15 protein-coding genes and 1 pseudogene are annotated in these 21,691 nt (G+C 55.8%); 8 read left to right on the forward strand and 8 right to left on the reverse strand.

Annotation, left to right across the window (positions count from 1 at the left end; all coding sequences use genetic code 11):
- Positions 1 to 36 precede the first annotated feature (36 nt).
- Complete coding sequence (ppk2, locus tag C7387_RS06325) at positions 37 to 855, forward strand: polyphosphate kinase 2 (RefSeq protein WP_038257620.1); 819 nt, start codon at positions 37 to 39, stop codon at positions 853 to 855.
- Positions 856 to 894: 39 nt separating this feature from the next.
- Here ppk2 and fdnI read toward each other — a convergent pair whose 3' ends face one another.
- From fdnI to fdnG, 3 genes are read right to left on the reverse strand one after another with little or no spacing between them, the layout of a single operon-like run.
- Positions 895 to 1,551: a formate dehydrogenase-N subunit gamma gene (gene fdnI, locus C7387_RS06330; protein WP_038257643.1), complete on the reverse strand. Its 657-nt coding sequence runs from the start codon at positions 1,549 to 1,551 to the stop codon at positions 895 to 897.
- Positions 1,544 to 2,431 carry a formate dehydrogenase subunit beta gene (gene fdxH, locus C7387_RS06335; protein ID WP_038257622.1) on the reverse strand — a complete coding sequence of 296 codons (888 nt, stop codon included), beginning with the start codon at positions 2,429 to 2,431 and terminating at the stop codon, positions 1,544 to 1,546. The genes fdnI and fdxH overlap by 8 nt, the downstream gene beginning before the upstream one ends.
- Positions 2,432 to 2,442: 11 nt before the next feature.
- Positions 2,443 to 5,490 carry a formate dehydrogenase-N subunit alpha gene (gene fdnG / locus C7387_RS06340; RefSeq protein ID WP_112471405.1) on the reverse strand — a complete coding sequence of 1,016 codons (3,048 nt, stop codon included), beginning with the start codon at positions 5,488 to 5,490 and terminating at the stop codon, positions 2,443 to 2,445.
- Between the two features lie 222 nt (positions 5,491 to 5,712).
- Here fdnG and yddG point away from each other — a divergent pair, with 222 nt between their 5' ends.
- The gene (gene yddG / locus C7387_RS06345) at positions 5,713 to 6,594 is read left to right on the forward strand and encodes an aromatic amino acid DMT transporter YddG (RefSeq protein ID WP_038257627.1); all 882 of its coding nucleotides are present in this window, start codon (positions 5,713 to 5,715) and stop codon (positions 6,592 to 6,594) included.
- A gap of 185 nt (positions 6,595 to 6,779) precedes the next feature.
- Here the strand turns inward: yddG and C7387_RS06350 are convergent.
- The 4 genes and pseudogenes from C7387_RS06350 to C7387_RS06365 all read right to left on the reverse strand — a co-directional run.
- Positions 6,780 to 7,271, reverse strand: a pseudogene (locus tag C7387_RS06350) (cysteine peptidase family C39 domain-containing protein); the annotation flags it as partial.
- A complete protein-coding gene (locus C7387_RS06355) occupies positions 7,271 to 8,524 on the reverse strand; it encodes an HlyD family secretion protein (RefSeq protein WP_120816727.1) in 1,254 nt (417 codons plus the stop codon). The pseudogene C7387_RS06350 and the gene C7387_RS06355, both read right to left, overlap by 1 nt.
- 8 nt (positions 8,525 to 8,532) lie before the next feature.
- Positions 8,533 to 9,177: a CPBP family intramembrane glutamic endopeptidase gene (locus C7387_RS23355; protein ID WP_120816319.1), complete on the reverse strand. Its 645-nt coding sequence runs from the start codon at positions 9,175 to 9,177 to the stop codon at positions 8,533 to 8,535.
- Positions 9,178 to 10,293: 1,116 nt separating this feature from the next.
- Positions 10,294 to 11,787 carry an MFS transporter gene (locus C7387_RS06365; RefSeq protein WP_006819916.1) on the reverse strand — a complete coding sequence of 498 codons (1,494 nt, stop codon included), beginning with the start codon at positions 11,785 to 11,787 and terminating at the stop codon, positions 10,294 to 10,296.
- Between the two features lie 121 nt (positions 11,788 to 11,908).
- Between C7387_RS06365 and C7387_RS06370 the strand changes: the two genes are divergently transcribed.
- The 6 genes from C7387_RS06370 to narI all read left to right on the forward strand — a co-directional run bounded on the left by C7387_RS06370 (position 11,909) and on the right by narI (position 20,770).
- Positions 11,909 to 12,499: a TetR family transcriptional regulator gene (locus C7387_RS06370; protein ID WP_038257633.1), complete on the forward strand. Its 591-nt coding sequence runs from the start codon at positions 11,909 to 11,911 to the stop codon at positions 12,497 to 12,499.
- A gap of 170 nt (positions 12,500 to 12,669) precedes the next feature.
- The gene (locus C7387_RS06375) at positions 12,670 to 14,058 is read left to right on the forward strand and encodes a NarK family nitrate/nitrite MFS transporter (RefSeq protein ID WP_120816320.1); all 1,389 of its coding nucleotides are present in this window, start codon (positions 12,670 to 12,672) and stop codon (positions 14,056 to 14,058) included.
- Positions 14,059 to 14,116: 58 nt separating this feature from the next.
- The gene (locus C7387_RS06380) at positions 14,117 to 17,857 is read left to right on the forward strand and encodes a nitrate reductase subunit alpha (RefSeq protein ID WP_120816321.1); all 3,741 of its coding nucleotides are present in this window, start codon (positions 14,117 to 14,119) and stop codon (positions 17,855 to 17,857) included.
- The gene (gene narH, locus C7387_RS06385) at positions 17,854 to 19,398 is read left to right on the forward strand and encodes a nitrate reductase subunit beta (protein WP_038257639.1); all 1,545 of its coding nucleotides are present in this window, start codon (positions 17,854 to 17,856) and stop codon (positions 19,396 to 19,398) included. Before C7387_RS06380 ends, narH begins: the two co-directional genes overlap by 4 nt.
- On the forward strand, positions 19,398 to 20,093 hold the full coding sequence (gene narW / locus C7387_RS06390) for a nitrate reductase molybdenum cofactor assembly chaperone (RefSeq protein WP_120816322.1): 696 nt from the start codon (positions 19,398 to 19,400) through the stop codon (positions 20,091 to 20,093). Before narH ends, narW begins: the two co-directional genes overlap by 1 nt.
- A complete protein-coding gene (gene narI / locus C7387_RS06395; protein WP_120816323.1) occupies positions 20,090 to 20,770 on the forward strand; it encodes a respiratory nitrate reductase subunit gamma in 681 nt (226 codons plus the stop codon). The genes narW and narI overlap by 4 nt, the downstream gene beginning before the upstream one ends.
- Positions 20,771 to 20,821: 51 nt before the next feature.
- Here narI and nhoA read toward each other — a convergent pair whose 3' ends face one another.
- Entirely contained in the window at positions 20,822 to 21,667 is an 846-nt protein-coding gene (gene nhoA, locus C7387_RS06400; protein ID WP_038257651.1) for an N-hydroxyarylamine O-acetyltransferase, read from the reverse strand.
- Positions 21,668 to 21,691: the final 24 nt, after the last annotated feature.

A 21,691-nucleotide genomic window follows, 5' to 3' on the forward strand; every position in this document is an offset into this window, starting at 1 on the left:
CCCCTGCCGCGACCGGACAATAAGAGGATGACAATCATGGTCAGTAAGAAGAAAGCCAGCGTCGTTGTTGATGTCGTAAAAAAGCCTCCGCTTAAAACCAAAGAGTATGAAAAAGAGCTGCGCCGGCTCCACGTAGAACTGGTGAAGCTGCAGCAGTGGGTCGTCAGTAAAGGGTTGAAAGTCTGCATTGTGTTTGAGGGCCGTGACGGCGCCGGTAAAGGCGGCACTATCAAAGCGATCACCGAGCGCGTCAGCCCCCGCGTCTTTCGCGTGGTTGCGCTTCCCGCACCGACCGATAAAGAAAAAACCCAGCTCTACTTCCAGCGCTACGTGCCGCATCTGCCTTCCGCAGGGGAAATCGTTATCTTTGACCGCAGCTGGTACAACCGCGCGGGGGTGGAACGAGTGATGGGGTTCTGTACCCCGGAGCAGGTGGAAAAGTTTCTGGATGGTGCCCCGGTAATGGAGAAATCAATGGTCGACGCCGGGATAATCTTGCTGAAATACTGGCTGGAGGTGACGCCTAAAGAGCAGGAACGTCGTCTGCGCGATCGCATCAACGACGGGCGTAAAATCTGGAAACTTTCACCGATGGACGTGAAATCATTCAATTTATGGGACGAATACACCGTGGCGCGTGACGCCATGTTTGCCGCCACAGACACCGCCTGGGCACCGTGGTTCGTCGCGCGATCGGAAGACAAAAAGCGGGTGCGGTTAAATATTATTTCGCACCTGCTGACGCAGATCCCGTACAAAGAAATCCACGTTGATCCGGTAGAGTTACCGAAACGCAAAATTGGTAAGGTGAAACCGACCAACTACCCGTTCCGCTTTGTTGCTGAGAAGTTCTGAAAACAAAAGCGCCGCCGGACAATCCCGGCGGCAACTGACTTACTTAATTCCTTCCGTACTCTCTTTTTTGGCTTCCATACGCTCAACGTCACGGTACCAGCGCGGATGGTGTTTCTTCGCCCAGCGGCGGCTCACCTTCCCTTCAACCATGCCTTTAATCGAGCCTTTCACCCAGAACGCCATATACATATGAATCAGGATGGCGTGGATCAGAATGATCGCCGAGGTCGCATGAATCAGCAGGCTATAGCGGATCACCTGAATCGGGAAGTAGTGGGCAAAATACGGTCGCCAGATAATCACGCCGGTCACCAGCAGCACAAAAATCATGCTCATGATGGTCCAGAACATCATCTTCTGTCCGGCGTTATATTTACCGACATACGCCACTTTATGCTCGTTGCCCTTCAGAACCTCAACAATGCCCTTGAGCCAGGGAATGTCCTGACGATCCGGGATGTTGTGATGCACAAAGCGCACAAACATAAACATCAGCGCGATAAAGATAACCACGCCGAAGAACGGGTGCAAAATGCGCCCCATCTGCGGCGTCCCGAAGGTTTCCGTCAGCCACTGTAGCGTCGGGAAGAAGAACGAAATGCCCGACAGCGACACGAGGAAGAAGCAGATAACTACCGTCCAGTGACAGGCGCGATCGATAAACTTCGTGCGCACGATCATCTTCGATTTATTCATCATGCTTATCTTCCTCCTCGTCATCCACTTCCTTGTTCGGGCCAATTCCGATGTAGTGATAAATCAGGCCCGCGAAGGTGGCGATAAATCCGACCGCCGACAGCGGTTTCAGCGCCCCTTTCCACAGATTGATGCTGGTATCGATCTGCGGATCTTTCGGCAGGTCATGATAAAGCCCCGGCCTGTCGGCGTGATGCAGAACATACATCACGTGCGTACCGCCCACGCCCTGCGGGTTGTAAAGCCCGGCCTGCTGATAACCTCGTGCTTTGAGTTTCTCAACCCGCTCGTTGGCCACGTCGAGCATCTCTTTTTTGCTGCCGAAGTGAATAGCCCCGGTCGGACAGGTTTTCACGCACGCTGGCTCCTGGCCGACGCTAACACGATCGACGCACAGGGTGCATTTGTACACCCGGTTGTCCTCTTTATTGAGGCGCGGCACGTTGAACGGACAGCCGGCGATGCAGTAGCCGCAGCCGATGCAGTTATCCTGCTGGAAATCGACAATACCGTTGGCATACTGGATGATGGCACCGGCAGACGGGCACGCCTTCAGGCAGCCCGGATCTTCACAGTGCATGCAGCCATCTTTGCGGATAAGCCACTCCAGTTTGCCGTTCTGGTCGGTTTCGCTAAAGCGCATCACCGTCCAGGACTTGGCGCTCAGATCCGCCGGGTTGTCATAAACCCCGACGCAGTGCCCCACCTCATCACGGATATCGTTCCACTCCGAGCAGGCCACCTGGCAGGCTTTGCAGCCCACGCAGGAGGAGACATCGATAAGCTTCGCCACTTCCTCTTTGTAGTCACGCGCGCGCGGGGCGGGCGTGGCCGAATTGGTGGCGGAGCGCTTGATGATGTCCTGTGTTTCCATTGACATAATTTCGCTCCTTACGCCTTCTCGATGTTAACCAGAAACGCCTTGTACTCCGGCGTTTGCGAGTTGGAATCGCCGACGTTTGGCGTCAGGGTATTGGCGAGATAGCCTTTCTGCGCGACCCCTTCAAAGCCCCAGTGCAGCGGAATACCGACGGTTTCCACCTGCTGGCCGTTAACGTTCAGCGCCTGCAGACGACGGGTCACCACCGCCACCGCGCGAATAAAGCCACGTTTGCTGCTGACTTTAACGCTGTCACCGTTGGCAATACCTTTGGCTTTTGCCAGCGTTTCGCTGATTTCCACAAACTGCTGCGGCTGAGCAATCGCGTTCAGGCGCGCGTGCTTGGTCCAGGTGTGGAAGTGCTCGGTCAGACGATAGGTGGTCCCCACGTACGGGAATTTATCCTTCTTGCCCATACGAATGGCATCTTCTTCATACAGACGCACTACCGGGCTTGACACCACGTTCGGGTGCAGCGGGTTGGTACCGAGCGGCGTTTCCATCGGCTCGTAGTGCTCCGGGAATGGCCCTTCTGCCAGCTTATCGATGGCAAAGAGACGCCCCAGCCCTTCCGGCTGCATGATGAACGGCCCGGTCGCGCTACCCGGTGCGGCGGTATTGAAGTCAGGAATATCGTTGCCAGACCACTTCGCGCCGTCCCACTGGATAAGCATGCGCTTCGGATCCCAGGGTTTACCCTGCGGATCGGCGGAGGCGCGGTTGTACAGCACGCGGCGGTTCAGCGGCCATGCCCAGGCCCAGCCCAGCGTATTGCCCAACCCTGACGGATCGGCGTTATCGCGGTTGGCCATCTGGTTGCCTTTTTCGGTCCAGCTGCCGGTGTAGATCCAACAGGATGAGGCCGTGGTACCGTCGTCACGCAGCAGCGCAAAGCTGCTCAGCAGCTCGCCTTTCTTCGCCACCAGCACCCCGTTGGCGTCGTAAAGATCCGCCAGCGCCACGCCGTTGTTTTCTTTCGCCACTTCTTCCGACTCAGGGCTATCCGGCTGTTTATACGCCCAGCGCATTTTCAGCAGCGGCTCTGCCCCTTTACCACCTTCGGTGCGGTACATCTCGCGCAGACGATGGTAAATGCCAGCGAGGATCTCGCCGTCGTTGCGCGCTTCTCCCGGCGGCTCGCCGCCCTTCCAGTGCCACTGCAGCCAGCGTCCGGAGTTGGCAATTGAGCCGTCCTCTTCCGCAAAGCAGGTCGACGGCAGGCGGAACACTTCGGTCTGAATCGAAGCGGTGTCCACGTCGTTCATCTCACCGTGGTTCTGCCAGAAGTTAGAGGTTTCCGTAACCAGCGGGTCGATAACCACCATGTACTTCAGCTTGCTGAGGCTGCGCACCACCTTGTTTTTGTCCGGGAACGACGCCACCGGGTTAAAGCCCTGGCAGAAGTAACCGGTGACCGCGCCTTTATCCATCATGTTGAAATACTTAATGACGTCGTAGGCCTGATCCCACTTCGGCAGCCAGTCAAAGCCCCAGCTGTTTTCTTTTTGCGCCTCGTTGCCGTAGAACGATTTCATCAGGCTGACGAAGAACTTCGGATAGTTCCCCCAGTAGTTCACCTGATCGGCCATCGTTGCTTTCGGCGTATTGGCCGTGAGATAGGTCTGCAGATCCGTCTGTTTTTCTGACGGCAGCGTCAGGTAGCCCGGCAGGCTGGTCGAGAGCAGACCAAGGTCGGTCAGCCCCTGGATATTGGAGTGTCCACGCAGGGCGTTCACCCCGCCACCGGCCATCCCCATGTTGCCGAGCAGCAGCTGGATCATCGCCATGGTGCGAATGTTCTGCGCCCCGACGGTGTGCTGCGTCCAGCCGAGCGCGTACAGGAAGGTGGTGGTACGGTCTGCGGCGCTGGTTGAAGCCAGCACTTCGCACACGCGCAGGAAATCAGACTTCGGCGTACCGCAGATATTTTCGACCACGTCCGGCGTGTAGCGGGAAACGTGCTGTTTCAGCAAGTTCCACACGCAGCGCGGATGGCTCAGGGTGTCGTCGCGTTTCGCAAAACCGTTTTCGTCGAACTGATAGTTCCACGAGGATTTGTCGTACTGCCGTTTTTCGGCGTCATAGCCGCTGAACAGACCATCGTCGAAGCTGAAATCATCGCGCACCAGCAGGCCAGCATTGGTGTAATGCCTGACGTACTCGGCGTTGATTTTGTTGTTCTGAATCAGGTACAGCAAAACGCCCGACAGGAAGGTAATGTCGGTACCGGAACGGATCGGCGCATAGATATCGGCCACCGACGCCGTACGCGTAAAGCGCGGGTCGACGACGATAAGCGTCGCATCGTTGTTGTTTTTCGCTTCCATCGCCCAGCGGAAACCCACCGGATGGGCTTCAGCGGCGTTGCCGCCCATGACCACCACGACGTTGGCGTTTTTGATATCAACCCAGTGGTTGGTCATCGCACCGCGACCAAATGTTGGAGCAAGACTTGCTACCGTTGGTCCGTGTCAGACGCGCGCCTGGTTGTCTACCGCCAGCATACCGAGCGAGCGCACAAAGCGCTGGGTCAGCATACCGGTCTCATTACTTGCGGCCGATGCGCACAGCATCCCGGTGGACAGCCAGCGGTTCACCTGAACGCCCTGCTCGTTCTTTTCAATGAAGTTGGCGTCACGGTCGGCTTTCATCAGCTTCGCGATGCGGGTAAAGGCTTCATCCCAGGAAAGACGCTGCCACTTATCCGAACCTGGGGCACGGTATTCCGGGTAGCGCAGGCGGTTTTCGCTGTGCACATAATCAAGCAGACCCGCGCCTTTCGGGCACAGCGCCCCGCGGCTGACCGGATGATCGGAATCGCCTTCAATATGGTAAATCGCTTCTCTGGTGTTTTTTGCACCGTCTCCCAGGCTATACATCAATAACCCACAACCCACGGAGCAATATGTGCAGGTATTACGGACTTCCTTAGCGCGCAGTAATTTATAATTACGCGCCTGGGCCAGCGCCATTTTGGGTGCAAAACCCAGCGCCGCGACCGTGGTTCCTGCCATACCGCCCGCGCAGATTTTAAAAAACTGTCTGCGGCTGACGTCCATTGTTTTCCTCGTTATTGGCAATCACTTCGCGGGGAAAACTAACAGCACTACCCTGACATTTTTTGCGTCAAATCAAGAAGCCATTTCGATGCCCCCTTAATAGTCTGCGGTGGCGAGTTTTATTAATCCTAAAGAGTTAGAATTTGAAAATAATTCACCCCACTGGGGCACCAAAAAATGATATAAATTCCCACATTACAGCAACGGATGACTGCGTTCCCCATGACTAAACAACGAGCAACACTGACGGGTTTAATTGCAATTGTGCTCTGGAGCACCATGGTAGGTTTGATTCGTGGCGTCAGCGAAGGGCTCGGCCCGGTGGGCGGCGCGGCGGCAATTTATACCCTGAGCGGTTTGCTGCTGGTGTTTACCGTGGGATTACCCAATCTCCGTCAGTTTTCGCTACGCTATTTTCTGGCGGGTTGCCTGCTGTTTGTCAGCTATGAAATCTGCCTTGCGCTGTCGCTCGGCTACGCCGCCACCCGCCAGCAGGCGATTGAAGTCGGGATGGTCAATTACCTGTGGCCCAGCCTGACGGTGTTGTTTGCTATTTTGTTTAACGGTCAAAAATCAACCTGGGTAATTATTCCCGGACTGTTACTTTCACTGTTTGGCATTAGTTGGGTGCTGGGCGGTGAACAGGGGCTGGATATTGATGAAATCGTCAGCAACGTTATTTCGAGCCCATTAAGTTATTTCCTCGCCTTTATTGGCGCTTTTATCTGGGCGGCCTATTGTACGGTGACCGCAAAATACGCCAAAGGTAAAAACGGTATCACCTTTTTCGTATTGTTGACGGGTCTGAGTCTGTGGGTGAAATATTTTCTGAGCGATCAGCCCCCAATGCTGGTGAGCTGGCCGGTCATTATCAAGCTGGTGCTGTGCGCCCTGTCACTCGGGTTTGCCTACGCGGCGTGGAATATCGGTATCCTGCACGGAAACGTCAGCCTGCTGGCGGTGGGCTCCTATTTCACGCCGATCCTCTCCTCCGCCCTCGCCTCATTTTTGCTGAACGCCCCGCTATCGTGGTCGTTCTGGCAAGGCGCCGGGATGGTGTGTATGGGATCGCTGTTGTGCTGGTATGCCACCAGGCGGGGATAAAAAACGAAAGGGCTGTGGATTGGTTATGTACATTAAGTCTGATTTTTGACCTGTCATTCATTAGTAAGATTACAAACCAAATTGTCATCATTAACTGTGCACTGGTGCTTCAGCTCAGTAAAATATCCGTCAGCCAGGTACAGAACCCGGTCTGCAGAGGCAATGGTTTCCGGGCGATGGGCAATCAGCAGGCCGGGGGTTTTGCCTGTCAGCTGGCGCAGCCGAATTTTCTTTCTTTCATCCCTGACCGTGAAATCGCTGGCTGGCATCAGCTCCAGCGCGACACCGGTGAAGTGCTTCCCTGCGTCCGGCAGGGAGATTGTTACCTTCCCCTTATCGGGATCATGTATAACCAGCCTGCTCCCACGAACCTTATGAAGCACAACGAAATGATTCATGTTCCAGTGGAGAATACAGGGAAGAGAAAGGGACTTCAGGTCTTCCGGCTCCAGCCTGACGGCGCGGGAAGACAACCGGATACCGGCCGCACACTCAATCAGCCTCTGTAGGGTCATTCCCTGAGTACTGATACTGAAGCGTTCACGAAGCGTGGGTAGATCCGTCTGCAGACCGTGCCAGCTGGCCATCATTGCCAGACACGCCAGGCCACACTCCGCTGATTCTGTCTGGCGAATGAGGGGAAGCCGTCTTCTTCCCGTCCAGTTCAGTGATCCCATTACAGTTTTCCTTTAAGGCTCCAGAGCGGTTCTGTCAGCCACTCCCATAAATGACGTGTATCCAGGCTGACGTCCCCTTCAAGGGTCATACCAGGTCGCAGAGGTTCTTTTTTCCCATAAGCCAGGATAAAGGTATTCTCAGGTTCGACGATGACACGGTAGTGCCCTTCATTCTCTTTCCAGGTTACCGGGGATACGGAGAGTAAATCCGAAGGGGTCAGCGTCGTACGGCTGATTTCACTGATAGTCCCGTACTGAACGCCAAATTTTTGATAAGGGAAGGCGGCAAACCGCAGTGCTACCCGCTGCCCCGGCTGGATGAACCCTGCATTCTGACTGGTGGCATAGAGCTCTATCTGCAGGCTGGCGTTATCCGGCACTACCGTCATCACCGACTCCGACGCTCTGACGGATTGTCCCTGCCTGACCAGCACCGCCGCAACGGTACCGGATACCGGTGCCGTCAGCGTGAAGTTCTCCTGTCCGGCCAGTTCGTCCTGCTGTTGCCTGATCCCCTGCAGCTGTCTGTCCAGTTCAGCTCTCCGGCTTTCCCCCTGGACAATGAGATGATTAAGATCGTCTTCAGCGGCTTCTATCGTGGAATGCAACTGCAGAAGCCCCTGCCGCTGGTCCTCAACGTTTTGCTGTGCCGTGGAGACGTCGATTTGTTTCTGCTGATATTCGATATCCGAAACATAATGTGTGCCGGCCAGTTTTTTATAACGTCCCATGACGGCGGTGGTCAGCCCGACCTGGCGTTCAGCCAGCCGCAGGCGTTGTTCTGCACTTTTAACCTGTGGCTGCAGGGAGGTAATTCTCTGCCTTACTGCTTCCTGCTGCTGCCGGTTGTCACGCGACTCCAGCATCTGCTGAGAGGCCAGCATGGCATATTGTGTTTTCAGGGAGAGACTCATAGCCGCCAGCGTCCCGGCTCCCTGCCCGTTAAAATGTTCGCCGCTGATATGATAGAGAGACTCACCCGCGACAACGTGCTGACCTTCTGAGGCCGTCAGTCGGGTGATATATCCGGCATATTGCGGTGTGATTTTTACCAGCCCGGATGAGGGCATAACGATTCCGGTCAGATGAGCCTTACGGGTATATTTTCCGGAATAAATAAACAATGCAATACACAGGAACAAAATTAGCGTAATGGCAGCGCTGAATGTAATTCCAAAAGGTAAAGGAATGAGAATATCCCCATGTATAAAATCATTCTGGTGTTCTACTGCTTCCTTTCTGAATAACGCCATCATTAATATCAACTTAATATTTGAATGGAAATAACAAAGACATTCATGCCTGAATGAATAGCAATTGGCGCAAGCAATCCTTTCGTTACAACTCTGGAATATGATATAATTACACCAACAACAAACATAAGCACATACTCAAGGACGGAGACAAATTGAGTATGCATCAATGAAAACACTAAAGAAGAAAATATTATTGGTATTATTATGTGCTTTCTAAAAACAGAGCAAAGCCCCCCAAACAAACAGCCACGATAAAATATCTCCTCATAAAACGGTATTATTAACGTGAGCATAAGAATAGACCTCACGTCAAAAATAAGATTCTCAGATGCGCCATTGAACTTGCTGTTAAAATAGATATAACCAGCCTGAATCACTATTATCAGAGATAATGGCAGTATAAAATCAATCTTCTTAAACTTTGAAAACCTGAATTCGGATAATTTTCTTAAATAAACCAGGTAGACTGTGAGCGCCATCGAGAACTCGATTATCACCATAGCCTCAATGGCGCTGTCCACACCATATTGTCGGACAACTAACGATGGAGAAAAAGTCAACAACAATGACAATATAAACACACTGAACAATACACTTGTTGTTATTAATCCATGTGAGAACAAGGCTATATTTTCATTTATTCTTTTCATATTGTCATGTTGTTGATTATTATGAAATTCAAAGCCTAATCAGTTAATTTTTGCTTTATCTTTCCAAATATGAAAGATGATATTTTCATTGATGAATATAAAACCATTAAATAAACAGCAGCTGAAGCTATATACTTAGGAATTAAGAATGGTTTAAGTACATTTTCTGGGCCGCACCCCCAAAGTCCGATAGAGACAAGTAGTGAAGTAACCAGTAGTACACTTACACAACCCTCAGCTATTTTCATAAGCAACGATGTTTTTTTTGAAGTCACAAAATCATCCTGTACGTTCTTTTTTTTGATTAAGCATACATAAATGTATGCTTAACATATTTAACGGAACGGCGGGCTGTTTTTTGTGCTTGGTTTATTGCACGTGGAAGCAATGCCAATTCCTGCTGCTGCCACAGCAGACCCAATTGATATTGCGTTTCGTGATGGAATGCTTCCTATGACACCTAATGCACCAGTTGCTATACCCGCCGCACATTCTTTTGATATACCAGAACCGACAGCTGCAGCTCTATTAGGAAGAAAACCGTTTGCTTGCGCTCCATAGCCAATGCCACCAGAATAGCTACTACTACTACGCCCATCACCATAATTAAACTGATGCTATTTCATCAAAACTCAATTCTCTGATGTTTGACATAAAAATCCCTCTTATAAATTTTAACATAAAGTGCTCTTTCACTATCACATGACTGAAATGTATGCATAAAGTGAATTTATGTAAATAAGTGTAAATCTGCTTCTACAATATGCCCCGCGCATGTTGCCCGCTTTACGGTTAGTCGCCCCCCGGCAGCGCAGCCCCTGCCCGTCTCTGCTGATTATAATGAGTACATTACCATCCGTTTGCCCCTGCTTCAGTCCAGACATGAAGAGGTGAATTTTGCTGCTGAGTAAAAGCGCGGGTGGTGGAGTGCTGGCTGGTCCGGCTGAAAATTGCCGACGTGTTTCCGCGGGGCCGGGATTGTTAAGGGCGCGGCGACGAGCGCCCTTAACACGTTCACCGGGTATCAGAACACCAGAGAAGTGATAAATTCGATGTGAACGGAACCTGTTTCGGCGTATCTATTCTTCGATACGCCCAACTCAAAATGACAAGTAATTACGCCTCTACCCGCGTGGCTTTCGACAGACCAAACCAGATGCCAATTGCCAGTACGACCAGCATGGCGCCCGCGCTAAACAGCGCCACGCTGTGCGAGGTGATGAACGCGGTTTTGGCCGCTTCCACCAGCGCATCGGCAACCGAGGATGGCAGATGCTGCGCCACCTGCATCGCCTCACCGATTGACGAAGCCGCCTGGCTTGCCACCGCGCCATCAAGCCCGGTCGGCAGCACGATGGAATCGTGGTAGCTGCGCGTCAGAATCAGGCCGAACAGCGCGATACCAAGACCGGCGCCCAGCTCATAGGCCATGGTTTCAATCGCCCCCGCCGCCGCGGCTTTTTCTTTGGGTGCCGCCGCCATGATGGCCGCCGTCGACGCCAGCAGCGCACTGGCGGCGCTGAAGCCGAGCAGCGTCATCAGGATCCACGCCTGGATCTGCTGGGTGCTGAACTCGGTTTGCGACAGGCCGAGGAAGCTGAAAGCACTCAGCGCCATACCGGCTGTAGCCACCCGACGCAGGCCAAAGCGGGAGACCATCACCCCGGCAATCGGTCCGCTAAAGCCGCTAGCCAGCATAACCGGCAGCATGAAAAGCCCGGCCTGGAACGGCGTCTTACCGTGAACAAACTGCAGCTCCTGGGCCATCAGCAGCTCAAAGCCGACCAGGGTAATCATCGAGGTCATCGCCATCATCACCCCGCTCAGAATGATGGGATGCGTGAACAGACGCATGTCGATCATCGGGGTACGCGCCGCCAGCTGAATGCGCACAAAACTCACCAGCAGTCCGGCACCGACAACCATCACCAGCCCCACTATCCACAGCGACTGCTGTCCCTTCAGCGCGGTTTTCGCGCTGTACACCAGCATCAGGATCGCCACAATCAGCATCAACGCCTGGTTGATGTTCATCGGCTGCTCGCGACGTCCCTGCTGCGGTGGCACCACGCGCCAGCTCAGGGCCAGCACCGCCAGCACGATAGGTACGTTAATCAGGAATACCGAACCCCAGTAGAAGTGCTCAAGCAGCATCCCGCCAATCAGCGGACCAAACGCGGCCCCGCCGGAGCCGACGGCGGCCCACAGGCCCAGCGCCATATTGCGGTGACGGGCCTCAGAGAAGGTATTACGGATCCCGGCAAGCGTTGCGGGCACGATCATCGCGGCACCAATCGCCAGCAGCGCACGAGCGGCAATCAGCAGCATCGCACTGCTGGCCATGGCTGCCGCCAGGGAAGCAAGACCAAACAACGCGCTGCCGGTTAACAGCAGACGTTTAAACCCGATCCGGTCACCCAGTGCTCCCATCGGCAATACCATACCGGCCATAACCAGTGAATAGATATCAATGATCCAGAGTAATTCATTGCCGCTGGCCCCCAGCGACACGCTCAGCGTCGGGGCGGCTACGTGCAAAACGGTGGCGTCAATTGCGACCGGGATATACACCAGTACGATTGCAACTAACGTTAGCCATTGACGAAACATACAACTTTCCTTTAGTGATAAATTCTGGACGCTCGTCCAACATCACAATTCTCATGGAAATTTGAACATATGTCCAACTCTTTGTTATTATCGCAGCACTACCATTCAGGACGAGGACATCATGAGCTATCTGAATCGCGAGGAGCGCCGTGAGGCCATTGTGCAGGCGGCGATGCGGGTCGCCCTCTCCGGCGGGTTCACCGCCATGACGGTAAGACATATTGCTAAAGAGGCCGAGATGGCTTCCGGGCAGGTCCACCACCACTTTACCTCTTCCGGCGAACTTAAAGCCGAAGCCTTTATCCGCGTTATCCGTGAAATGCTTGATGTCCCCCTCACCGCCGACTGTGCCAGCTGGCGCGAGAAGCTCTTTTTCATGCTCTACAGTGAAGAAGGCAAGCTGGGTCCGCATCTGCGGCTATGGCGTGAAGCGCAGATCCTCTCCGACAGCGACAGCGACATTAAAGCCGCTTATCTGTTAACCATGAGTATGTGGCACGACGACACCGTCGCCATTATTCAGCAGGGCGTGGAAGCCGGAGAATTTACCCTCAACGACGAGCCTTCCGGCATTGCCTGGCGTTTAATTTCTATGGTCTGCGGCATGGACGGGGTTTATGCCCTTGGGCTTGAAGAGGTCGATGACGAAGCCTTCATCCACCATCTGCACCGCGCTATCACCCTGGAGCTGTTTTCTGCCCCTCGCCTCTAGTTACATTCAGTAACACATAAGCCACATTTACTTTACAGCGCTGCCAACGGGTTAGCGCTTTTTTAACTATCCTTGCTTTTAAAACTTCCAATAATTTCGACAGTTTACAGCGCGACTCCCCGCGAGCCGACCTTTCTCCTGTGTGTAGCATTGGTATTTGTGAGGGCGATATGTCACAACAAAGTGAGAAGAAAAATCATTATCTTTTAACTAACTGGAAACCTGAAAATCCTGATTTCTGGGAAAACAAAGGAAAACACATTGCCAGACGGAACTTATGTATTTCGGTTGCCTGTCTGCTACTCGCCTTCTGCGTGTGGATGTTATTCAGTGCCGTTGCGGTAAATATCAATAAGGTCGGCTTTAATTTTACCACTGACGAACTCTTTTTATTAACCGCGCTGCCTTCGCTCTCCGGCGCAATATTACGCGTGCCCTACTCCTTTATGGTACCTATATTTGGCGGCCGTTACTGGACCGTTATTAGTACCGTTATCATGATTGTGCCTTGCGTGTGGTTAGGTATTGCCATTCAAAACCCATCTACCCCTTATGGCGTATTTATTACCATTGCGCTGCTGTGTGGTTTTGCCGGAGCCAACTTCGCCTCCAGCATGGGCAATATCAGCTTCTTCTTCCCGAAAGCCAAACAAGGTAGCGCCCTCGGTATCAACGGCGGGCTGGGTAATCTCGGCGTCAGCGTGATGCAGATGGTCGCACCGCTGGTGATTTTCCTGCCCATTTTCGCCTTTCTCGGCGTTCATGGGGTGCCGCAGGAAGACGGCTCAGTGATGTCGCTTGCCAACGCGGCGCTGGTCTGGGTGCCGCTGCTTGTCTTCGCGACCCTCGCCGCCTGGATTGGGATGAACGATATCGCCAGCTCAAAGGCCTCGGTGCGCGATCAGCTACCGGTGCTTAAGCGCCCGCACATGTGGCTGCTGAGCCTGCTTTATCTCGCCACCTTCGGTTCATTCATCGGCTTTTCCGCCGGTTTCGCGATGCTTGCGAAAACCCAGTTCCCGGACGTCAACATTCTGAAGCTGGCGTTCTTTGGGCCGTTTATCGGTGCGCTGGCGCGTTCATTTGGCGGGGTTATTTCTGACCGCCTGGGCGGCGTGCGGGTGACGCTGGTGAACTTCATCCTGATGGCCGTATTTACCGGTCTGTTGTTCCTCACCTTGCCGGGCAGCGGCTCCGGCAGCTTCCTCGCCTTCTATATCGTGTTTATGGGGCTGTTCCTCACCGCCGGTCTCGGCAGCGGATCGACCTTCCAGATGATCGCCATTATTTTCCGCCAAATCACCATCGACAGCGTGAAAAAACGCGGCGGCAGCGATGAGCAGGCGCAGCAGGAAGCCGTGACCGATACCGCCGCGGCGCTGGGCTTTATCTCCGCGATTGGCGCCATCGGCGGCTTCTTTATTCCAAAAGCGTTCGGTACCTCGCTTGCCATGACCGGCTCGCCGGTTGGGGCGATGAAAGTGTTCTTTGTCTTCTACGTCGTCTGCGTGCTGGTGACCTGGCTGGTCTACGGCCGCCGCAAACCGACCGCTAAATAAATACAAAAATGTGAGCAGTGTAACCACGGGGGCTCAGGCTCCCGTCAGGAGAAATGTCATGAGCAAACTACTGGACCGCTTTCGCTACTTTCAGCAAAAAGGCGAAAGCTTTGCTGACGGTCACGGTCAGGTATACAACACCAACCGCGACTGGGAGGACAGCTACCGTCAGCGCTGGCAGTTCGACAAAATTGTGCGTTCCACCCACGGCGTGAACTGTACCGGTTCCTGTAGCTGGAAAATCTATGTGAAAAACGGCCTGGTGACCTGGGAAACCCAGCAGACCGACTACCCTCGCACGCGTCCCGACCTGCCGAATCATGAGCCTCGCGGCTGCCCGCGCGGCGCCAGCTACTCGTGGTATCTCTACAGCGCCAACCGCCTGAAGTATCCGCTGGCGCGTAAAAAACTGATTGAACTGTGGCGCGAGGCGCTGGCGCAAAATCCGGACCCGGTGGTGGCCTGGGACAGCATCATGAAGGACGCGGAAAAGACGCAGCGCTATAAGCAGGCGCGCGGCAAAGGCGGCTTTGTCCGTTCGTCGTGGAAAGAGCTGAACCAGCTGATTGCCGCCGCCAACGTCTGGACCATCAAAAACTACGGCCCGGATCGGGTGGCCGGCTTCTCGCCGATCCCGGCGATGTCAATGGTTTCTTATGCCGCCGGTACCCGCTATCTGTCGCTGTTAGGCGGCACGTGTCTTAGCTTCTACGACTGGTACTGCGACCTGCCGCCCGCCTCGCCGATGACCTGGGGCGAACAGACCGACGTCCCGGAATCCGCCGACTGGTACAACTCCAGCTACATCATCGCGTGGGGTTCGAACGTACCGCAGACCCGCACCCCGGACGCCCACTTCTTCACCGAAGTGCGCTACAAGGGCACCAAGACCATCGCCATTACCCCGGACTACTCCGAAGTCGCCAAACTCTGCGACCAGTGGCTGGCGCCGAAGCAAGGCACCGACAGCGCGCTTGCCATGGCAATGGGCCACGTGATCCTCAAAGAGTTCCACCTCGACGAACCCAGCGAGTATTTCATCAACTACTGTCGCCGCTACACCGACATGCCGATGCTGGTCATGCTGGAAGCCCGCGACGACGGCAGCTATGTCACCGGGCGTATGTTACGCGCCTCTGATCTGGTCGACAGCCTCGGCGAAAGCAACAATCCGCAGTGGAAAACCGTCGCCATCAACCAGGCGGGCGAACTGGTTGCCCCGAACGGCTCTATCGGCTTCCGCTGGGGTGAAAAAGGTAAATGGAACCTCGAATCGCTGGCCGCCGGGCAGGAAACCGAGCTGGAACTGACCCTGCTCGGTAAGCAGGACAGCGTGGTCGGGGTGGCGTTCCCCTATTTCGGTGGCAACGAGAATCCGCATTTCCGCAGCGTGAAGCAGGATCCGGTGCTGGTGCGCAAGGTGCCGGCGAAACAGCTTCATCTTGCCGACGGCAGCCCGTCACTGGTGGTCAGCGTCTACGATCTGGTGCTCGCTAACTATGGTCTGGACCGAGGGCTGGACTGCCCGAACGCCGCGAAAGACTACAACGACATCAAAGCCTACTCACCGGGCTGGGCCGAGCAAATCACCGGCGTACCACGGGCACACATCGAGAAAATTGCCCGCGAATTTGCCTATACCGCGCACAAAACCCATGGTCGCTCGATGATCATCCTCGGGGCGGGCGTCAACCACTGGTATCACATGGACATGAACTACCGGGGGATGATCAACATGCTGGTGTTCTGCGGCTGCGTCGGGCAAAGCGGCGGCGGCTGGGCGCACTACGTAGGCCAGGAGAAATTGCGTCCGCAAACCGGCTGGCTACCGCTGGCGTTTGCCCTCGACTGGAACCGCCCACCGCGCCAGATGAACAGCACCTCGTACTTCTACAATCACGCCAGCCAATGGCGCTACGAGAAGCTCACCGCCCGCGAGCTGCTCTCTCCGCTGGCGGATGCCAGTAAGTTCAGCGGTCACCTGATCGATTTCAACGTGCGCGCTGAGCGCATGGGCTGGCTGCCTTCCGCACCGCAGCTCAACCGCAACCCGCTCGGCATTAAAGCGCAGGCCGAGGCCGCCGGGATGTCGCCGGTGGATTACACCGTGCAGGCGCTGAAATCCGGCGATATGCGCATGGCCTGCGAGCAGCCGGACAGCGGCAGCAACCACCCGCGCAACCTGTTTATCTGGCGTTCGAACCTGCTTGGCTCCTCCGGTAAAGGGCATGAGTACATGCTGAAATACCTGCTCGGTACCGAAAGCGGCATTCAGGGCGAAGCGCTGGGTTCAACGGACGACGTGAAGCCGGAAGAAGTGGAGTGGCAGACCGCCGCGATTGAAGGCAAGCTCGACCTGCTGGTGACGCTGGATTTCAGGATGTCGAGCACCTGCCTGTTCTCGGATATCGTGCTGCCGACCGCCACCTGGTATGAAAAAGACGATATGAATACCTCGGATATGCATCCGTTTATTCATCCGCTGTCGGCGGCGGTCGATCCGGCGTGGGAGTCGCAAAGCGACTGGGAAATCTACAAAGGCATCGCCAAAGCGTTCTCTCAGGTCTGCGTTGGCCATCTCGATAAAGAGACCGACGTGGTGCTGCAACCGCTGCTGCACGACTCCCCGGCGGAGCTGTCGCAGCCGTTCGACATTCAGGACTGGCGCAAGGGTGAATGCGATCTGATCCCCGGTAAAACCGCCCCGGCTATCGTGCTGGTTGAGCGCGACTATCCGGCGGTGTACGAGCGCTTCACCAGCCTCGGCCCGCTGCTGGATAAGCTCGGCAACGGCGGCAAGGGGATCTCCTGGAACACCCAGCAGGAGGTCGATTTCCTCGGCAAACTGAACTACATCAAACTCGATGGCCCGGCAAAAGGCCGTCCGTGCATTGAAACCGCTATCGACGCTTCAGAGGTTATTCTCGCCCTCGCCCCGGAAACCAACGGCCAGGTGGCGGTGAAAGCCTGGGAGGCGCTTGGGGAGTTTACCGGTCGCGAGCATGCGCATCTGGCCATCAACAAAGAAGATGAGAAGATCCGTTTTCGCGATATCCAGGCGCAGCCGCGCAAGATTATCTCAAGCCCCACCTGGTCTGGCCTTGAAAGCGAGCATGTCTCTTACAACGCCGGTTATACCAACGTGCATGAGCTGATCCCGTGGCGCACGCTCTCTGGCCGCCAGCAGTTGTATCAGGATCACCCGTGGATGCGCGCGTTCGGGGAGAGCCTGGTGGCCTATCGTCCACCTATCGATACCCGCAGCGTCAGCCACATGAAGGAAGTGCCGCCGAACGGCTTCCCGGAAAAAGCGCTCAACTTCCTGACCCCGCACCAGAAATGGGGCATCCACTCCACCTACAGCGAAAACCTGCTGATGCTGACCCTTTCGCGCGGGGGGCCTATCGTCTGGCTGAGCGAGGCCGATGCGAAGGAGCTTGGCATTGCCGACAACGACTGGATTGAAGCCTTCAACGCCAACGGCGCCCTTACCGCCCGCGCGGTGGTGAGCCAGCGCGTACCGCCGGGCATGACCATGATGTACCACGCCCAGGAGCGCATCATGAATATCCCGGGCTCTGAAGTCACCGGGCTGCGTGGCGGGATCCACAACTCCGTCACCCGCATCTGCCCGAAACCCACGCACATGATTGGCGGCTACGCCCAGCTGGCGTGGGGCTTTAACTACTACGGAACCGTCGGCTCCAACCGCGACGAGTTCATCATGATCCGCAAAATGAAGAACATTGACTGGCTGGATAACGAAGGTCGGGATCAGGTCCAGGAGGCGAAAAAATGAAAATACGCTCACAGGTTGGAATGGTTTTAAATCTCGACAAATGCATCGGTTGCCACACCTGCTCGGTCACCTGTAAAAACGTCTGGACCGGTCGCGAAGGGATGGAATACGCGTGGTTTAACAACGTGGAGACCAAACCCGGCATCGGCTACCCGAAAAACTGGGAGGACCAGGAGCAGTGGCAAGGCGGCTGGGTGCGCGGCATCAGCGGTAAGCTGACCCCGCGTCTCGGCGGGCGCGTCGGCGTGCTGGCAAAAATCTTCGCTAACCCATCGCTGCCGGGGATCGACGACTACTACGAGCCGTTCACCTACGACTATCAGCACCTGCACAATGCGCCGGAGGGCAAACACCTGCCCACCGCCCGCCCGCGCTCGCTGATTAGCGGCAAGCGGATGGATAAAATTGAGTGGGGTCCGAACTGGGAAGAGCTGCTCGGCGGCGAGTTTGAAAAGCGCGCCCGCGACCGCAACTTCGAGGCGATGCAAAAGGAGATGTACGGTCAGTTCGAAAACACCTTCATGATGTACCTGCCGCGCCTGTGCGAACACTGCCTCAACCCGAGCTGCGTCGCCACCTGCCCGAGCGGCGCCATCTACAAGCGTGAGGAAGACGGCATTGTGCTGATTGACCAGGACAAGTGCCGCGGCTGGCGCATGTGTATCAGCGGCTGCCCGTACAAAAAAATCTACTTCAACTGGAAGAGCGGAAAATCCGAGAAGTGCATTTTCTGCTACCCGCGTATCGAATCCGGCCAGCCAACGGTGTGCTCGGAAACCTGCGTCGGGCGCATTCGCTATCTCGGCGTACTGCTGTACGACGCCGACCGCATTGAAGAAGCCGCCAGCACCGAGCATGAAACCGATCTCTATGAGCGCCAGTGCGACGTGTTCCTCAATCCCCACGATCCGGCGGTGATTGAAGAGGCGCTGAAGCAAGGCATTGCGCAGAACGTGATTGAGGCCGCGCAGAAATCGCCGGTCTACAAAATGGCGATGGACTGGAAGCTGGCGCTGCCGCTGCACCCGGAATACCGCACCCTGCCGATGGTCTGGTACGTGCCGCCGCTGTCGCCGATCCAGTCCTACGCCGATGCCGGTGGCCTGCCGCAGACCGACAGCATTCTGCCCGCCGTCGAAAGCCTGCGTATTCCGGTGCAGTATCTGGCGAACATGCTGAGCGCCGGTGATACCGGCCCGGTGCTGCGCGCGCTGAAGCGTATGATGGCGATGCGTCACTACAAACGCTCGCAAACCGTCGAAGGCGTAACCGATACCCGGGCGATTGAAGAAGTGGGTCTGAGCGTTGAGCAGGTGGAAGAGATGTACCGCTATCTCGCCATCGCCAACTACGAAGATCGCTTCGTGATCCCGACCAGCCACCGTGAAATGGCCGCCGACGCCTTCCCGGAGAAAAACGGCTGCGGATTCACCTTCGGCGACGGCTGCCACGGCTCTGACACCAAGTTCAACCTGTTCAACAGTCAGCGCATTGATGCTATCAACATCACCGAAGTGCGCGACCGTGAGGAGGGACAATAATGGAGATCCTGAAAGTTATCGGCATGTTGCTCGAATATCCCGACGAGTTTCTCTGGGAGAACCGCGACGAGGCGCTCTCGCTCGTTGCGGAGCGCGCCCCGGCGCTGACGACGTTCGTCAGCGAGATGCTTCACGCCCCGCTGCTGGATAAACAGGCCGAATGGTGTGAAATCTTCGAGCGCGGGCGCGCCACCTCGCTGATGCTGTTTGAGCACGTCCACGCCGAGTCGCGCGATCGCGGCCAGGCGATGGTCGACCTGATGGCGCAGTACGAGCAGGCCGGGTTACAGCTGAGCTGCCGTGAGCTGCCGGACCACCTGCCGCTTTACCTTGAGTACCTCAGCATTCTGCCACCGGCCGATGCCCGCGAAGGCCTGCAGAACGTGGCGCCGATCCTGGCGCTGATTGGCGGGCGGCTGAAGCAGCGCCAGAGCGAGTATTACCAACTGTTCGACGCCCTGCTGGCGCTGGCAAATAGCCCACTCAGCAGTGACAGTGTCACTAAACAGGTGGCGGGTGAAACGCGCGACGACACCCGCCAGGCGCTGGATGCGGTCTGGGAAGAGGAACAGGTGAAGTTTATCGAAGATAACGCCACCGCCTGCGACAGCTCCCCGCTGCAAAACTATCAACGACGCTTTAGCCAGGACGTCGCCCCGCAGTACGTCGACGTCAGTGCCGGAGGCCCGAAATGATCCAGTATCTCAACGTCTTTTTTTACGATATCTACCCCTATCTGTGCGGTACGGTATTCATCCTTGGCAGCTGGCTACGCTACGACTACGGCCAGTACACCTGGCGCGCGTCGTCGAGCCAGATGCTCGATAAGCGCGGGATGGTGCTTTGGTCGAACCTGTTCCACGTGGGGATCCTGGGGGTGTTCTTCGGGCACTTCTTCGGCATGCTGACCCCGCACTGGATGTACGAATCGTTTCTGCCGATTTCGGTGAAGCAGCAGATGGCGATGATCCTCGGCGGCGCTTGTGGGGTGATGACGCTGGTCGGTGGCGCAGGTTTGCTGGTGCGTCGGCTGTTCAACCCGCGTATTCGCGCGACCTCAAGCACGGCGGATATCCTCATCCTCAGCATTCTGCTTATTCAGTGTATTCTCGGGCTCTCGACCATTCCGTTCTCGGCGCAGCATCCGGACGGCAGTGAGATGATGAAACTGGTGGGCTGGGCGCAGGCGGTGGTCACGTTCCAGGGCGGCGCATCGGGCCATCTTGACGGCGTTGCGTTTGTGTATCGCGTACATCTGGCGCTGGGAATGACCATCTTCCTGCTGTTCCCGTTCACCCGTCTGGTGCACGTCTGGAGCGCGCCGGTGGAGTACATCACCCGCCGCTATCAGGTGGTGCGTTCACGGCGTTAATTCCACGCCAGGCCGGGTAGCGACAACGCCTTACCCGGCCTGTCATTCAGACTATTTCCCCGCCTCCGGGTGAGTATCAAACGCCGCCATCACCGCCGCCAGCTCGGCAACGCTGAAGCCGTTTTTCGGGTCGTCCACGCCCAGGCCAAAGCGGGTCTGCATCACTTCATACAGCGCATCGACGTCAGGCAGGTCAATTTTCTCCAGCACCCGGTTATTCTCCCAGTGGGTGAAATGGAAGTTGGTCAGCGTCATCTTGCCGCCATCCGGAAGATGACGACACATCAGCAGATGGTGGCGGAAATGCGACTGCGGCCAGTGCGCCGACCAGAAGTTCCCCATCACGTAATCGTTGAAATACTGCTTTGCCAGATCGAACTGATACATTGACTGCCAGTGCTCATGGTGGCTGAACTGCAGCGTCCAGTCGTTGCCTTCATTGAGCAGACGGTAGACGCCGTGCGGCGTCTCCTGCGGCACTTCCGCCAGCAGGCGAATCGGCGCGGTCAGCGTCTGTCCACCAAAGCCGACGTCGGCAATCCAGCGCTCTCCGGCAATCTCGACCAGCAGCAGACGGTGCGTGCGCGGCGGCATCTGTGGCGGGTTCGCCAGAATCACGCGGCCCAGCACGCTCTGAACGTTGAAGCCAATCTCACGCAGCGCACGCTCAAACAGACCGTTTTGCTCAAAGCAGTAGCCGCCGCGACGGGCGGTCAGCAGCTTATCTTCAAGCGCAGCGTCATCAAGGTGAATTTCGCGGGGGAGCAAAACGTCCAGGTTTTCAAAGGGAATAGCGCCGTTGTGCAGCAAATGCAGTTTACGCAGCGTTTCAATGGTGGCTGTTGCAGTTTCCGTCCAGCCCAGACGGGTAAAATAGGCAGTTAAAAACGGGCTCATCAGAGTCTCCTGCGGTCGATGTCC

Origin of the sequence: Yokenella regensburgei, from assembly GCF_003634235.1 — a bacterium.
Lineage (GTDB): Bacteria > Pseudomonadota > Gammaproteobacteria > Enterobacterales > Enterobacteriaceae > Yokenella > Yokenella regensburgei.

Coding starts and splice junctions, on each gene's coding strand:
- narW (WP_120816322.1), top strand. CDS start 19,398: ATGGAGATCCTGAAAGTTATCGGCATGTTGCTCGAATATCCCGACGAG.
- C7387_RS06370 (WP_038257633.1), top strand. CDS start 11,909: ATGAGCTATCTGAATCGCGAGGAGCGCCGTGAGGCCATTGTGCAGGCG.
- ppk2 (WP_038257620.1), top strand. CDS start 37: ATGGTCAGTAAGAAGAAAGCCAGCGTCGTTGTTGATGTCGTAAAAAAG.
- C7387_RS23355 (WP_120816319.1), bottom strand. CDS start 9,177: ATGAAAAGAATAAATGAAAATATAGCCTTGTTCTCACATGGATTAATA.
- fdnI (WP_038257643.1), bottom strand. CDS start 1,551: ATGAATAAATCGAAGATGATCGTGCGCACGAAGTTTATCGATCGCGCC.
- fdxH (WP_038257622.1), bottom strand. CDS start 2,431: ATGTCAATGGAAACACAGGACATCATCAAGCGCTCCGCCACCAATTCG.
- C7387_RS06365 (WP_006819916.1), bottom strand. CDS start 11,787: ATGTTTCGTCAATGGCTAACGTTAGTTGCAATCGTACTGGTGTATATC.
- yddG (WP_038257627.1), top strand. CDS start 5,713: ATGACTAAACAACGAGCAACACTGACGGGTTTAATTGCAATTGTGCTC.
- narH (WP_038257639.1), top strand. CDS start 17,854: ATGAAAATACGCTCACAGGTTGGAATGGTTTTAAATCTCGACAAATGC.
- C7387_RS06355 (WP_120816727.1), bottom strand. CDS start 8,524: ATGGCGTTATTCAGAAAGGAAGCAGTAGAACACCAGAATGATTTTATA.
- narI (WP_120816323.1), top strand. CDS start 20,090: ATGATCCAGTATCTCAACGTCTTTTTTTACGATATCTACCCCTATCTG.
- nhoA (WP_038257651.1), bottom strand. CDS start 21,667: ATGAGCCCGTTTTTAACTGCCTATTTTACCCGTCTGGGCTGGACGGAA.
- C7387_RS06380 (WP_120816321.1), top strand. CDS start 14,117: ATGAGCAAACTACTGGACCGCTTTCGCTACTTTCAGCAAAAAGGCGAA.
- C7387_RS06375 (WP_120816320.1), top strand. CDS start 12,670: ATGTCACAACAAAGTGAGAAGAAAAATCATTATCTTTTAACTAACTGG.